General features: G+C 64.6%; 11 protein-coding genes. 9 read left to right on the top strand and 2 right to left on the bottom strand.

Annotated features, from left to right (window positions below):
- Positions 1-10: 10 nt before the first annotated feature.
- A complete protein-coding gene (locus tag IPF36_RS24145) occupies positions 11-2,155 on the bottom strand; it encodes a 3-hydroxyacyl-CoA dehydrogenase NAD-binding domain-containing protein (protein WP_195430759.1) in 2,145 nt (714 codons plus the stop codon).
- Between the two features lie 61 nt (positions 2,156-2,216).
- Positions 2,217-3,428 carry an acetyl-CoA C-acetyltransferase gene (locus tag IPF36_RS24150; RefSeq protein WP_195430761.1) on the bottom strand — a complete coding sequence of 404 codons (1,212 nt, stop codon included), beginning with the start codon at positions 3,426-3,428 and terminating at the stop codon, positions 2,217-2,219.
- A gap of 89 nt (positions 3,429-3,517) precedes the next feature.
- On the opposite strand from IPF36_RS24150, the gene IPF36_RS24155 reads away from it, so the two are divergent.
- The 9 genes from IPF36_RS24155 (at position 3,518) to IPF36_RS24195 (ending at position 14,070) form a co-directional block, all read left to right on the top strand.
- Positions 3,518-4,348, top strand: a complete 831-nt coding sequence (locus tag IPF36_RS24155; RefSeq protein WP_116323811.1) for an IclR family transcriptional regulator — start codon at positions 3,518-3,520, stop codon at positions 4,346-4,348.
- Positions 4,349-4,427: 79 nt separating this feature from the next.
- Positions 4,428-6,026 (top strand): AMP-binding protein, encoded by a 1,599-nt coding sequence (locus IPF36_RS24160; protein ID WP_195430763.1) that lies wholly within the window; start codon positions 4,428-4,430, stop codon positions 6,024-6,026.
- A gap of 49 nt (positions 6,027-6,075) precedes the next feature.
- A complete protein-coding gene (locus IPF36_RS24165; protein WP_195430779.1) occupies positions 6,076-7,206 on the top strand; it encodes an acyl-CoA dehydrogenase family protein in 1,131 nt (376 codons plus the stop codon).
- 98 nt (positions 7,207-7,304) lie between these two features.
- Positions 7,305-8,408, top strand: a complete 1,104-nt coding sequence (locus IPF36_RS24170; RefSeq protein WP_195430782.1) for a CaiB/BaiF CoA-transferase family protein — start codon at positions 7,305-7,307, stop codon at positions 8,406-8,408.
- A gap of 118 nt (positions 8,409-8,526) precedes the next feature.
- Positions 8,527-9,693, top strand: a complete 1,167-nt coding sequence (locus IPF36_RS24175) for an acyl-CoA dehydrogenase family protein (RefSeq protein ID WP_022540125.1) — start codon at positions 8,527-8,529, stop codon at positions 9,691-9,693.
- A 154-nt stretch (positions 9,694-9,847) separates the two neighbouring features.
- On the top strand, positions 9,848-10,612 hold the full coding sequence (locus IPF36_RS24180; RefSeq protein ID WP_022540126.1) for an SDR family NAD(P)-dependent oxidoreductase: 765 nt from the start codon (positions 9,848-9,850) through the stop codon (positions 10,610-10,612).
- A gap of 101 nt (positions 10,613-10,713) precedes the next feature.
- Positions 10,714-11,697 carry a tripartite tricarboxylate transporter substrate binding protein gene (locus IPF36_RS24185; RefSeq protein WP_195430784.1) on the top strand — a complete coding sequence of 328 codons (984 nt, stop codon included), beginning with the start codon at positions 10,714-10,716 and terminating at the stop codon, positions 11,695-11,697.
- A gap of 226 nt (positions 11,698-11,923) precedes the next feature.
- Complete coding sequence (locus IPF36_RS24190; RefSeq protein ID WP_195430787.1) at positions 11,924-12,388, top strand: PaaI family thioesterase; 465 nt, start codon at positions 11,924-11,926, stop codon at positions 12,386-12,388.
- A 425-nt stretch (positions 12,389-12,813) separates the two neighbouring features.
- Positions 12,814-14,070, top strand: coding sequence for a polyhydroxyalkanoate depolymerase (locus IPF36_RS24195; protein ID WP_195430790.1), 1,257 nt, complete (start codon positions 12,814-12,816; stop codon positions 14,068-14,070).
- Positions 14,071-14,250 lie beyond the last annotated feature (180 nt).

The raw sequence follows: 14,250 nt of genomic DNA on the forward strand, positions 1-14,250 counted from the left end.
TTCCGTACGGTCAGAACTGTTCACCGCGTGCTGCCTTGTCTTTCAGCAGTTGCGGGGGTGCGAAGCGCTCGCCATAGTGTTCAGCCAGGTACGTGGCGCGTGCCACGGCCTTGTCCAGGCCGTACTGGTTGAGGAACTGGAACACGCCTCCAGTCCAGCGCGGAAAGCCGATGCCAAGCACTGAGCCGATGTCGCCGTCGCCCGCGCTGTCGAGCACGCCTTCCTCCAGGATGCGCACCGATTCCAGCGCCATGGAGAACAGCAGCCGGTCCTGCTTGTCCTGCTGCGGGAACTGCTCGTCGGGGCGCAAGAAATGGTGCTCCAGTCCGCTCCAGAACACCTTGCCGCCCTCTGCCGGGTAGTCGTAGAAGCCCCCGCCGGCGGCGCGGCCCTTTCGGCCGAATTCGTCGAGCATGCGCGCCATCACGGCGTCTGCCGGATGCGCAGAAAGAGGGCGGCCCTCGGCGGCATACGCAGCGAGCGTCTCAAGGCGGTTGTTGTAGGAGAGACTCAGACTGACTTCGTCCAGCACCGCGAGCGGTCCCACGGGAAACCCGGCAAACGCAGCCGCCGCCTCGATCGCGGCGGGATCCTGGCCTTCGCCCAGCATCGCCACGCCCTCGCGTGTGAAGGTGCTGAACACGCGGCTGGTGAAGAAGCCCCGGCTGTCGTTGACGACGATCGGGGTCTTGCCCAGCTGCATGACGAAGTCCAGCGCTTGGGCCAGCGTCTCCTTTGACGTGCGCTCGCCCTTGATCACCTCCACCAGCTGCATGCGGTGCACCGGCGAGAAGAAGTGCATGCCGATGAAGCGGTCGGCGCGCCCGGACGCCTCGGCCAGGCCCGTGATCGGCAGCGTGGACGTGTTCGACGCCCAGAATGCCCGGTCGGCCAGCAGCGGCTCCGCAGACCGCGTGATCTCGGCCTTCAGCGCAGGGTTCTCGGGCACGGCTTCGATCACCAGATCGACGTGGGACAGGTCTTCATAGCGCTCCACCGGGCGGATGCGCTCCACGATCTCGCGGCGGCGGGCGGCATCGATCTCGCCCTTCTCTTCGCGCTTGGCGAGTAGCTTGTCGGCGGCATCGCGCGCGCCGGCGGCTTGCGCCACGGTCGCGTCCTTGACCCACACGTCGATGCCGCGTGTTGCGGCTACGTAGGCAATGCCCTTGCCCATCATGCCCGCGCCTAGCACGGCCAGCGTGCCGACCTTGCCCTTGGGGACGCCCTGCGGGCGTTGCGCGCCCGACTTGATCTCGTTGGCACGGAACCAGAAGGTGCGCAGGATGTTCTTGGATACCTTGCCGGTAACGAGCTGCACGAAGTAGCGCGATTCGATGCGGCTGGCGGTGTCGAAGTCCACCTGCATGCCTTCGACCGAGGCGCACAGGATTGCTTCCGGCGCCGGGTAACAGCCCTTGGTCCTGGCGCGTACCGCGGCAGCGGCGGTGGAGATCCAGCGCTTGGGGCCGTCCGCATCGTTCCAGCCGCCCGGCGGCACGTAGCCCTTGACGTCCCAGGGCTGGGTGCTCGCGGGGTGGCCGATGATCCAGGCGCACGCGGCGTCAAGCAGCGCCTGCTTCGACTCGGCCAGCGCGTGAACCAGCCCGCTCTTGACGGCCTCGGCAGGGGACATCAGCTTGCTGTCCTGCAGATACGGCTGGCTAGCAGCCAGGCCGACCAGGCGGGTCATGCGTACCACGCCCCCGGCGCCGGGCATCAGGCCCAGCGTGGCTTCGGGCAGGCCGAACTGGACCTTGGGCTTGTCCAGCGCGATGCGATGGTGGCAGGCCAGCGCGATCTCGAAGCCACCGCCCAGCGCGGTACCATTGAGCGCGGCCACCACTGGCTTGCCCAGCGTTTCGAGCCGGCGCAGGGTGTTCTTGCCGAGCTCGGTGGCGTCGAACAGCCGCTGCGCATCGGCGGGCTGCATCTTGTAGAGGCGGTTCAGGTCGCCGCCGGCGAAGAAGGTTTCCTTGGCGGACGTCAGGATGATGCCGGCGATGTCGGTTTTCTCGGCTTCGAGGCGGGTCACCATGTCGGCAAAGCACTGCCGCATGGCATCGGACATGGTGTTGACGCTTTGTTCCGGCGCATCGAAGGTGAGGGTGACGATACCGTCGGCGGACTTGTGGTACTGAATCGGGGCTTGCATCTCGGGGTCTCCGGCAGGGCGGGCTGATAGGCTGCGTGCGTGGTTCTGGATGTCTCGGGGCTCAGAGGCGTTCGATGACCGTGGCCACGCCCATGCCACCGGCCACGCACAGTGTGGCCACGCCGTAGCGCTGCTGCCGGCGTTCCAGTTCATCGAGCAGGGTGCCGACGATGATCGCGCCCGTGGCGCCGATCGGATGGCCCATCGCAATGGAGCCGCCATTGACGTTGACCTTCTGCAGCGGCACTTCGAGCGTCTTGGCAAAATGCAGCGGCACCGCGGCAAAGGCTTCGTTGACTTCGAACAGGTCGATCTGGTCGGCACGCAGGCCGGCCTTGGCCAGCGCCTTCTGCGTGGCTGGCACCGGGCCAGTGAGCATCAGCGTGGCTTCCACCGACGCCAGGCCCGTGCCCAGGATGCGCGCACGCGGACGCAGGCCAAGCTCCTGCCCGATGCGCTCGCTGCCGATCAGCACCAGGCCGGCCCCATCGACGATCCCTGAGGAGTTGCCGGCGGTGTGCACGGCATCAATGCGATCGAGTTCCGGATAGCGCTGGCGGGCTACCACGGCGTTGGCCGCGCCAGGCGCGCCGCCAAAGGCCGGCTTGAGCGACGCCAGCGACGCCGCGGTGGTTTCTTCGCGAATGTATTCGTCATGGTCCAGCATCACCAGCCCGCTGGCATCGCGCACCGGCACCAGCGAGCGCGCAAAATGCCCCTCGCGCCGGGCCGCGGCGGCGAGCGCCTGCGAGCGCAGCGCGTACTCGTCGAGCTGTTCGCGGCAAAAGCCATGCAGCGCGGCGACCATGTCGGCGCTGAACCCCTGCGGCACATAAGCGATCTTCAGGCTGGTGGCCGGGTCATAGATCCAGGCCCCGCCGGAGGCGCCGAGGCCCAGGCGCGACATCGACTCCACGCCGCCGGCGGCGATCAGGTCGTGCCAGCCAGAGCGGACTTTCTCCGCGGCGATATTGAGCGCTTCCAGGCCGGCGCCGCAGAAACGCTGCAGTGCCATACCGGGCACCTGCGTCCAGCCGCCCGGCGCGCACAGAGCAGCGATGCGGGGCAGGCAGGAGCCCTGATCGCCGACCGCGGAGCTGATGCCCATGATGAGATCATCCACGCGCGCTGGATCCAGGTCGTGGCGCTGGCGCAGCGCCTCCAGCAATGTGACGACAAGATCAATCGGCTTAACCTCATACAGCGCGCCGGCGCCGGGCTTGCCCTTGCCGCGCGGGGTGCGTACAGCGTCATAGATGAATGCTTCAGTCATCGCGTCTCCTCCAAAAGTGAGATTAGTGTCTCGAAAATAGTTGCGCAAGTCAAATCATGTGTCCATAATTTGTGAAACGGAGATACAAAATGAAACGTGAATCTCAAATTCAAGAGCTTCCATCCGAGTTGCAAGCCGAAAGTGGCGCAACTGCCGCAGGCAGTGCGCTGGCGCGCGGCATCCAGATCCTCCAGGCCTTCACCACCGCGACGCCGGAGTTGAACGCCCGGGACCTGATGGCCGCTACCGGCCTGCCGAGGCCGACGCTGTTCCGCCTGGCCTCGACGCTGTGCGAGGCCGGCCTGCTGCGCTACGACGAACTGACCGGCCGTTTTCAGCCGGCACCCGGGCTGGCGCGCCTGGCTTCGCCGCTGCTGGCGCGGGTGCGTATCCGCCAGCTGGCTTTCGGCCCAATGCAGGCCCTGGCCGATCGCGTGCGGGGCCAGGTTTCGCTGGGACTGGGCGCGGGCCTGGACCTGGTCTTTATCGAACTGGCCCAGGCCAAGGAATGCGAGACCGTGCGGCCGGCGATGGGCAGCCATATCTCGCTGTCGCGCACGGCAAAGGGACGGGCCTACCTTGCGGCACTGCCCCCCGAACAACGGGAGCGCTATGTCGAGGCGATGCGCGCAAGCGATCCCGAGCACGGCGCCTGGCTGGCCGATCGCATGTCGGAAGCGCGTAAGAACCTGGCCGAACGCGGCTTTTGCATCAGCCACGGTGACCTGCATCACCAACTCGATGCCGTCGCCGTGCCGGTGCGGTCCAACGTGCCGGACGAGATTTACGTGTTCGCCTGCACCGTGCCGAGCTTCGAATTGCGGCCGGGCCAGTTGGAGGAGGACGTGGGTCCGCGCCTGGCCACGATGGTGCGCAGCATTGAGGCCGCGCTGGGCATTCCCCCAGCCAGCTATGGCTGATCTGGCTGTGACGGGTTGACGTAACGGAGATCCGGGTCCGCGCAAACGAGCAGGGCCGGACCAGAGGAGAGAGGAGACAATGGAGACACTACAGACCGTGGACCGGCTTGCCCATTGGGCGCAGGTTCAACCCGACAAAGCCGCCGTACGGCTGACCGATGGGCAGGCGACATTGAACCTGACCTACGGTGAACTCGATGCGCACGCCAACCTGGTCGCGCAATGGCTGATCGGTGCTGGCTTGAAGGAGGGCGAGGGGATCGCGCTGCTGATGGAAAACCACCCGGCCATGTTCGCCCTGGCCTGGGGCGCACGGCGTGCGGGACTCTACTACACGCCTGTAAGCGTGCACCTGAATCCTTCGGAAGTGGAATATATCTTGCGCGATTGCGGTGCCAGGCTGCTGGTCGCGACGCGCAAGACGGCGGAACTGGCTGCAGGACTGGCGACGGCAGCCGCCGCAGGCTGGACCGGCGACAAATACCTGCTCGACGGGGAAGCGCCCGGCTTCCTGTCCTTTGCGCAAGCCCTTGCGGACTATGACACCGGCGCGCCCCTGCCCGAGCGGGCGGTGGGACGCGACTTCCTTTACTCCTCCGGCACCACCGGCAAGCCCAAGGGCATCCGGCGCCCGCTGGTGCCGTTCGCCGACCGCTTCCGCGACGCCTATGACGCCGTGGTTTGGCGCGAGTTCTTCCAGTTTGGCCGCGACACCGTCTACCTGACCATGGCACCGCTATATCACGCGGCGCCCATGCGCAGCGTGATGCGCAATATCGACTGGGGTGGCGAGAATATCGTGTCAAGCCGCTTCGACGCCGAACAGGCCTTGCAGCTGATCGCGCAATACCGCGTCACGCACAGCCAGTGGGTGCCGACCATGATGATCCGCCTGCTGGCGCTGCCCGACGCAGTGCGTGCGCAGGCCGACCTGTCGAGCATGCGGGTGGCGATCCATGCCGCCGCACCGTGCCCGCCCGACGTCAAGCAGCGCATGATCGACTGGTGGGGCAAGGTCTGGTACGAGTACTACGGCGGCTCCGAGGGCATTGGCCTGACCGGCGTCGACAGCGAGCAGTGGCTGCGCAGGCCAGGTACGGTCGGGCCCGCGCTGCTGGGCAAGATCCACATCAAGGACGAGGCGGGCCAGCAGGTGCCGGTGGGGCAGCAGGGCCGCATCTGGTTCTCGGGCGCGCCGCGCTTTGCCTACCACAACGATCCGCAGAAAACCGCCGACGCCTACGATGCACAGGGCTGCGCGACCTTTGGCGATATCGGCCACGTCGATGAAGACGGCTATCTCTATCTGTCCGGGCGCCGCACTGACCTGATCCTGTCCGGTGGCGTCAACATCTACCCGCAGGAAATCGAAAACCTGCTTGCGACCTACCCCGGCGTGGCGGATGTCGCGGTCATCGGCGTGCCGCATCCGGAGTTCGGCGAAGCCGTCAAGGCGGTGGTCGAACTGCAGTCAGCACAGCAGCCCACGCCGGAGCTGGCCGCGGCGATCCTGGACTTCTGCCGCCAGCACATCTCGCACGTGAAATGCCCGCGCAGCGTGGATTTCGTCACGGCGCTGCCGCGACTCGAGAACGGAAAGCTCTACAAGCGGCTGCTCATCAACCAGTACGCGGCCGCTGCCGCAGCGGCGGCCGAAAGCCCGGCGGCGGCCAGCTGAGCCGCCCGCCTGCCAACCCAGACAAGCACCATCCAAAGGAGACATCCCCATGCGAACAGCCCTCCGTGAAGATCACGAACAGTTCCGCGACCAGGTTCGCAAATTCGTCCAGCGCGAAATCGCACCCTACCACCACGAATGGGAAAAGGTCGGCTGCGTGCCGCGCGAAACCTGGCTCAAGGCTGGCCGCGAAGGCCTGCTGCTGTGCGCCATCCCCGAGCAGTACGGTGGCGGTGGCGGCGACTTCGGGCATTCCATTGTCGTGATCGAAGAACTGATGCGCGTGCTGGCCACCGGCCCGGGCTTTCCGCTGCACTCTGACATTGTGGCGCCGTACATCCTCGCTTACGGCACCGAGGCGCAGAAGGAGCGCTGGCTGCCGCCGATGGCGCGCGGCGAGAAGATCGGCGCCATCGCCATGACCGAGCCGGGCATCGGCAGCGACCTGAAGTCGCTGCGCACGACCGCGCGGCGCGACGGCGACAGCTACGTCATCAACGGACAGAAGACCTTTATCACCAACGGCGCCAATTCGGATCTGGTGATCGTGGCGTGCAAGACCGATCCCGCCGCCGGCACGCGCGGCATCAGCCTGATCGTGGTGGAAGCCGGCACGGCCGGCTTCACCAAGGGCCCGCTGCTGGAGAAGATCGGCCTCAAGGCACAGGACACGTCCGAGCTCTTCTTTGACGAGGTCCGCGTGCCTGCCGCGAACCTGCTGGGCGAAGAGGGCAAAGGTTTCGGCTACCTGATGCACCAACTGGCGCAGGAGCGACTGATGGTCTCGGTGCGCAGCCCGGTGGTCATGGAAACCATGCTGGAAGACACCATTGCCTACACCAAGAGTCGCAAGGCCTTCGGCCAGCCGGTGTTCGACCTGCAGAACACGCGCTTCAAGCTGGCAGAGATCAAGGCGAAGACTGTCGCCTGCCGTGTCTTCATCGATCACTGCATCGCGCTGCATTTCGAGCAGAAGCTCACCAGCGAAATGGCGGCCATGGCCAAGCTCTATGCCACGGAAGCGCAGGGGCAGGCAGTCGACGAACTGCTGCAGCTGCATGGCGGCTACGGTTTCATGCGCGAGTATGGCATCGCACGGGCATTCGTGGACAGCCGCGTGCAGCGGATCTATGGCGGCACGTCGGAGATCATGAAGGAGATCATCGGCCGCAGCCTGTGAGCCGGGAGAACCGGTCGCCGGTCAAAGGAATCAGCGGCGTCCGGCTCGGCTAATGGCAAAGGGCGGACCGCGCCGGGGCTTGTTGGGGAGGAGAAGGAATGCTGTCGGGATTGAGAATTGTGGAGATCAGCGGGATCGGGCCAGGGCCGTTCTGTGCCATGCACCTTGCCGATCTGGGCGCAGATGTCATTGCGGTGGAGCGTCCGGCGCCGGGCCAAACGGCAGCTGATCGCCAGCTGTTGAACCGGGGCAAGCGCTCGATCGTTGCAGACCTGAAGTCCCCGGAGGGCCGCGAACTGGTCTTGCGCCTGATCGAGGACGCCGATGTGCTGATCGAGGGCATGCGGCCTGGCGTCATGGAGCGTCTGGGCCTGGGCCCGGATGTGTGCATGGCGCGCAATCCGCGCCTGGTCTTCGGCCGCATGACCGGCTGGGGTCAGACCGGGCCCCTGGCCCAGGCTGCGGGGCATGACAACAACTACATTTCGCTGTCCGGGGCGCTGTATTACGCCGGCAGCGCAGCAGAGCCGCCGTCGTCGCCTTTCACCGTCATTGGCGATGTCGGAGGCGGCGCGCTCTATCTCGCGGTGGGGATTCTGTCGGGCGTGTTGAATGCACGCAGCACTGGCAAGGGCACCGTAGTTGACGCGGCCATCGTCGACGGTTCCGCCCATATGCTCCAGTTGCTATTGGGCGCGAGGCGCAAGGGTTTCATCGGCGGTGAGCGTGGCGCCAGCATGCATGACAGCTCGCACTTTTATTCAACCTATCGTTGCGCTGACGGTGGACATATCACAGTTGGCGCGCTCGAACCCCAGTTTTATGCATTGCTGCTTGAGCATCTCGGCCTCGCCGCCGATCCGCGCTACAGCTCCCAATGGGAGCGTCAGCAATGGCCTGAATTGCGTAAGCACCTTACCGAGATCTTCGCCAGCAAGAGCCGCGCCGAATGGTGTGCGTTGCTGGAAGGTACCGATGTCTGCTTCGCTCCTGTGCTCAGCCCGGATGAAGCGGCCAGACATCCGCACAACGTCGCACGCGGCATTTACGTTGAGGAGGATGGCGAGCTGCAGGCAAGGCCAGCCCCGCGTTTCGATGGAAAAGCTGCGGCACCAGGTCCGATTCCAACGCGCGGGCAGCATACCGTGGAGATAGAGCGTGCACTCGATGACCGGGCACAAGGTCGACTCTGGCGCTCCTGAAACTGGCCCATTTTACATTCCGGCACCCGAACCAGCGGTGCAGCCATCCTGATCGAATCCCAGGGGCGTGCACAGCGTCGTTCACGATCTCAAACCTCAATCTGAGCAAGGATCAGAAATGAATTTCCAATTTTCCGAAGAGCAAAAGTCCATCGTCGAGGCAGTCCAGGCGGTCTGCTCGCAGTTCGACATGGAGTACTGGGACCGGCTCGACAAGTCCGGCACCTATCCGCATGAGTTCTACAAGGCACTGTGCGAAGGCGGGTGGCTGGGCGTGGCGATGCCGGAAGCGTTTGGCGGCGCCGGCCTGGGCATTCTGGAGGCCGCGCTGGTGACGCAGACCATCTCGCAGTCGGGCGCCGGGATGACTGGTGCCTCGGCTGTGCACATGAACGTGTTTGGTCTGAATCCCGTGGTGGTGTTCGCGACCGACGAACAAAAACGTCGTTATCTGCCGCCTCTGATCGCCGGCCAGGAAAAAGCTTGTTTTGGCGTGACTGAACCCGACGCCGGACTCGATACGAGCAAGCTCAAGACTTTTGCCAGGAAGGTGCCGGGCGGCTATTCGGTGAGCGGCCGAAAAATCTGGATCTCCACCGCACAGGTGGCCGACCGCATGCTGCTGCTGGCGCGCACGCAGACCCTGGAATCGGTGAAGAAGCCCACCGACGGGCTGTCGCTGTTCTACACCAGGATTGACCGCAGCAAGATCGAGATCCGCGAGATCGACAAGATGGGCCGCGCCGCTGTCGACACCAACATGCTGTTCATCGACGACCTGTTCATTCCCGAGGAAGACCGCATCGGGGAAGAAGGGCGCGGCTTCGAGTACATCCTGCACGGGCTTAACCCGGAGCGCATCCTGATCGCTTCCGAGGCCGTCGGCCTGGGCCGCGCGGCGCTGGCCATCGCCACGCAATATGCCAAGGAGCGCGTCGTGTTCGGCCGTCCGATCGGCATGAACCAGGGGGTGCAGCATCCGCTGGCGCAGGCATGGATGCAGCTCGAGGCGGCCAACCTCATGATGCTCAAGGCTGCCGCGCTGTACGACGCCGGCGAGCCTTGCGGCGCCGAGGCCAACACCGCCAAATACCTTGCTGCGGAAGCAGGGCACAACGCTTGCCAGACCGCCATCCTGACGCTGGGCGGCATGGGCTACTCACGCGAGTACCGGGTCGAGCGATTGCTGCGCGAGTCGTATATCCCGCGTATCGCGCCGGTCAGCCCGCAGCTGATCATGTGCTTTATCGCCGAGCGCGTGCTGGGGCTGCCGAAATCGTACTGAATCGACGCGCAAACGCCGACCGCTGGCCGCCGCTGCTGGCGTCCGCTACGCGCGCCTGGGCGCATGACGAACGCCGCAATCGTTGCGCGGCGTTGACCCGGATCGCGAAAGTCGATCCAGGGTGAATGACACCAAGAAGGATAGGAGAACCAAGATGAAGCTGGAAAACATGTCTGCCGTGGTTACCGGGGGCGCCTCTGGCCTGGGACTGGCCACCGCCCGCCGCTTGCTCGAACGAGGCGTCGCCGTGGTCATCGCCGACCTGTCGGCAGAGCGGGGTGCCGCCGCCATGCAGGTACTTGGCGACAAGGCGCGATTCGTGCAGGCGGATGTCTGCGATACGGAGCAGATGGGCCGCGTCTACGACACGGCCGAATCGCTTGGCCCGTTGCGCGCGCTGGTCCACTGCGCGGGACTGGGCGGCACCGTGCGGCTGGTCGAGAAGGACGGAACACCGGGATCGATCGAAAAATACGAATCGATTGTACGGATCAACCTGATCGGCACCTTCAACTCGCTGCGGCTGGCGGCGGCACGCATGGCAAAGAACGAGCCCGTCGACGGTGAGCGCGGTGCCTGCGTGCTCACCGCCTCGGTGGCTGCCTACGAGGGGCAGATTGGCCAGATTCCCTACGCTTCCGCCAAGGCCGGCGTGGTTGGCATGACGCTGGTGGCCGCGCGCGACCTGGCCCAGCGCCTGATCCGCGTCAGCACCATCGCGCCGGGCGTGTTCGATACCCCCATCCTGGACCGCTTGCCGGAGACTGTGCGAGCCGCGCTCAGCGCTTCCGTTCCGCATCCGGCACGCCTGGGCAAGCCGGACGAGTTTGCTTCGACGGCGCTGCACATCCTTGAAAATCCGATGATCAATGGGGAAACCATTCGCCTTGACGGTGCCATCCGGATGGCCGCGCGCTAAAGACCGCGCTCGGCGCACACAGTCGCGCAGTGAGGCTGCAAGAGCCGGAATGATCCGGCCGGCCCACTGACGGCAATACCACTACGTGGAGGAGAACAAATATGCGTTTCAAGCTATTGATCAAGGCGGCGCTTGGGTTGGCGCTGGTGGCGACGTTCTCGGCCGCCGTCACGACGCCGGCGGCCGCAGCCTGGCCGGAGCGGCCGATCACCATCATCGTTCCGGGCGCGCCAGGGGGCACTATCGACATTCCGGCCCGCGTCATGGCACAGAAGCTCGCGGGCCTGCTGGGCCAGCCTGTCATCATCGACAATCGCCCCGGAAGCGGCGGCATTATCGGCGTGCAGGCACTGCTTCGGGCGCCGGCAGACGGTTACACCCTGGTGGCGGGTAATACCGGTTCCCACGCCATCAACTACAGCGCCTACAAGCAACTGCCCTATCGCCCCGCGGATTTTATCCCGCTCACCGATCTGATCGTGTTCCCAAACGTACTGGTGGTCAACGCGCAGTCCTCGATCAGGACGGTCGCGGACCTGGTCGAGGAGCTGAAGAGGCGGCCGGGCCAGCTTAGCTTCCCCTCCGCCGGCATCGGGCAGACCACGCACCTGAGCGGTGAGATGTTTGGGATGCGCACCGGCACTAAGGCCATTCATGTGCCTTACCGCGGTTCGGTTCCGGCGACCACCTCGCTGGTGTCCGGTGAAACCACCTTCATGTTCGACAACCTCACGCAAGCGCTGCCGCAGATACGCGCAGGGAAACTGCGTGCCCTGGCAGTCACCAGCGCCGAACGCGTCGCCAGCCTGCCGGAGGTGCCAACCATGGCGCAAGCAGGCGTCAATGATTTCGTGGTGACGGGCTGGGCCGGATTCTTCGTCTCGGCCAAGACCTCGCCGGCCATTGTCGCCAAGCTGCAGGACAGCCTGATCAAGGCCATGCACGATCCGGAAGTCGTGGCCAAGATCAGGGAGATGGGAAGCCTCCCGGGGGGACAGCCGCAGGCAAAGTTCGCAGCCTTCGTCGACAGCGAGCAGCGGCTTTGGGGCCAGATCGTCCGCCACTCAAATCTGAGTCTTGACTAGGGGCTGGAGTAGGTACTGTCCCGTGCCACGAGCCGATATTGTCCGGATGCGGCAGCCGCTCCAACGTTAGCCATATTGGGCGGTTGGCCTGCAGCATCTCTGCGGGCGTTGCACAACGTCAACCCGGCCGGCTTGTGGCACTCGCGCAGAGGCGAGATACCGGCCTACGTATGGTCGCAAGGTGCCGCGCGCAGCTTCGCGGATTCTCGATGCTTTGGATGACACCATGACCGAATGTGAGATCACTACCACCGACGCCCCGAGCAAAAAAACGGCGGGGACGGATGCTGGCGTGCCGGAAGGCTTTGTAGCCTTGGACAAGCTCGGCGGGTACATGGCCAACTTTGGACGACTCTACATTCACGCCGAGCGCCGCACGCTGGCGGTGCGCATCGGCGAATGCCACCTGAATAACCTCGGCATTCCCCATGGCGGCATGCTCGCAACGCTCGCGGATATGGCGATCGGCAAGATGATGTCCCTGGAAACTGGGCAATCGAAGCAAGCCGTCACAGTGAACCTGAGCCTGGATTATCTGGATTCAGGCCGCCTTGGCGACTGGCTGGAAGCGCGGGTTGATTTCGAAAAGCTCGGCTCGCGTCTGCGCTATGGCACGTGTCGGGTGTTCAGCGGCGAACGTTGTCTGCTGCGGGCCACCGCGATTTTTGCCGTGCTGGCGCCGCGGACATAGTCAGTGACGATGGAGCGAAGCAATTCTGTCAATTTAGGCAGAAAGAGGTGGCTGCGCCTTGAAGCTGTTCCGAGATTGGAGCCCAAGGGGTTCAAAAATGGCGTTGCTGCATCAAGTGAGCGCACCGACCTGACGTTTACGCACAACGGTGATGAGACACAGCCTCTGGCGGCTTTTTCAGGTTAGTTGCGTCGGGACGGATGGCGGCGCCCGCCATCCGCACGCGCGTAACCGAAACCGGCTACGTCCTCACCGGTGGCACGCCCACTACATTCGCCAGCACCGTGAGGACCAACGCAAAGTTCTGGAGGGATGTCATTTCGGCGTCGAATATCCATCTGGACTGACGCTTTATCGCCAACACTGCGCCAGTACAGCAGTACTAGGCAGTACGTACTCCTAAGCAATATTCAGGCAGAAACAGCATGTTCTACCAATTGCATGAGTTCCAGCGCTCGATCCTGCACCCGCTCACCGCATGGGCGCAGGCGACCGCCAAGACATTCACCAATCCCCTCAGCCCAATGTCACTGGTGCCCGGCGCTCCCCGCCTGGCTGCCGGCTATGAGCTGCTGTACCGGCTCGGCAAGGAATACGAAAAACCCTCGTTCGACATCAGGTCGGTGCGCTCCAACGGGCGCGACATCCCCATCGTCGAGCAGTCCGTGCTGGAAAAGCCGTTCTGCAAGCTGCTGCGCTTCAAGCGCTATGCGGACGATCCGGAAACCATCAAGCTGCTGAAGGACGAGCCGGTGGTACTGGTGTGCGCGCCGCTGTCGGGCCACCATGCCACGCTGCTGCGCGACACCGTGCGCACGCTGCTGCAGGACCACAAGGTCTACGTGACCGACTGGATCGACGCGCGCATGGTGCCGATCGAAGACGGCGCCTTCCACCTTTCGGACTACATCTACTACATCCAGGAGTTCATCCGCCATATCGGCGCCGAGAACCTGCATGTGGTTTCGGTCTGCCAGCCGACCGTGCCGGTGCTGGCCGCGATCTCGCTGATGGCCTCGGCCGGCGAGACCACGCCGCGCACCATGACCATGATGGGTGGCCCGATCGATGCCCGCAAGAGCCCGACCGCCGTCAATTCGCTGGCCACCAACAAGTCGTTCGAGTGGTTCGAGAACAACGTGATCTACACCGTGCCGGCTAACTACCCCGGCCACGGCCGCCGCGTGTACCCGGGCTTCCTGCAGCATGCCGGCTTCATGGCGATGAACCCGGACCGGCACCTGTCCTCGCACTATGACTATTACCTGAGCCTGGTCGAGGGCGACGCCGACGACGCCGAGGCGCATGTGCGCTTCTACGACGAGTACAACGCGGTGCTGGACATGGCCGCCGAATATTATCTCGATACCATCCGCGAAGTGTTCCAGGAATTCCGCCTGGCCAACGGCACGTGGGCCATCGATGGCAAGCCGGTGTGGCCGCAGGATATCAAGAGCACCGCGCTGATGACGGTCGAAGGCGAACTGGACGATATCTCGGGCGCGGGCCAGACCGCCGCCGCGCACGACCTGTGCAGCGGCATCCCGGAAAACCGCAAGCAGCACATCACCGCGCCGCGTTGCGGCCACTACGGGATTTTCTCGGGCCGGCGCTGGCGCGAGGACATCTATCCGGACCTGCGCGATTTCATCCGCAAGTACCACCAGCTTTCAGCCAAATAGCACAAGCATTGGCATAGGCGGCAGCCACCTGGCCACTGACTGCGTTTCATTTCCGCGAACACGAAGGCTTCTTCTATGTGTATGACTTCAACGCGTGGTGACGCCACGAGATACGGGTGGAGCGGCGTACGCTGCGGCGACGTCCTGGGCGGCTGCGACGTTGCGTGGCGGGTTGTGGGC

The organism is Cupriavidus sp. IK-TO18 (assembly GCF_015549295.1).
GTDB classification, from domain to species: Bacteria; Pseudomonadota; Gammaproteobacteria; order Burkholderiales; family Burkholderiaceae; genus Cupriavidus; species Cupriavidus oxalaticus_A.

What these genes read in the sequence shown, in the direction of transcription:
- IPF36_RS24165 (WP_195430779.1), top strand. Translation starts at nt 6,076, where the DNA reads ATGCGAACAGCCCTCCGTGAAGATCACGAACAGTTCCGCGACCAGGTT.
- IPF36_RS24155 (WP_116323811.1), top strand. Translation starts at nt 3,518, where the DNA reads ATGAAACGTGAATCTCAAATTCAAGAGCTTCCATCCGAGTTGCAAGCC.
- IPF36_RS24160 (WP_195430763.1), top strand. Translation starts at nt 4,428, where the DNA reads ATGGAGACACTACAGACCGTGGACCGGCTTGCCCATTGGGCGCAGGTT.
- IPF36_RS24170 (WP_195430782.1), top strand. Translation starts at nt 7,305, where the DNA reads ATGCTGTCGGGATTGAGAATTGTGGAGATCAGCGGGATCGGGCCAGGG.
- IPF36_RS24195 (WP_195430790.1), top strand. Translation starts at nt 12,814, where the DNA reads ATGTTCTACCAATTGCATGAGTTCCAGCGCTCGATCCTGCACCCGCTC.
- IPF36_RS24175 (WP_022540125.1), top strand. Translation starts at nt 8,527, where the DNA reads ATGAATTTCCAATTTTCCGAAGAGCAAAAGTCCATCGTCGAGGCAGTC.
- IPF36_RS24190 (WP_195430787.1), top strand. Translation starts at nt 11,924, where the DNA reads ATGACCGAATGTGAGATCACTACCACCGACGCCCCGAGCAAAAAAACG.
- IPF36_RS24145 (WP_195430759.1), bottom strand. Translation starts at nt 2,155, where the DNA reads ATGCAAGCCCCGATTCAGTACCACAAGTCCGCCGACGGTATCGTCACC.
- IPF36_RS24180 (WP_022540126.1), top strand. Translation starts at nt 9,848, where the DNA reads ATGAAGCTGGAAAACATGTCTGCCGTGGTTACCGGGGGCGCCTCTGGC.
- IPF36_RS24185 (WP_195430784.1), top strand. Translation starts at nt 10,714, where the DNA reads ATGCGTTTCAAGCTATTGATCAAGGCGGCGCTTGGGTTGGCGCTGGTG.
- IPF36_RS24150 (WP_195430761.1), bottom strand. Translation starts at nt 3,428, where the DNA reads ATGACTGAAGCATTCATCTATGACGCTGTACGCACCCCGCGCGGCAAG.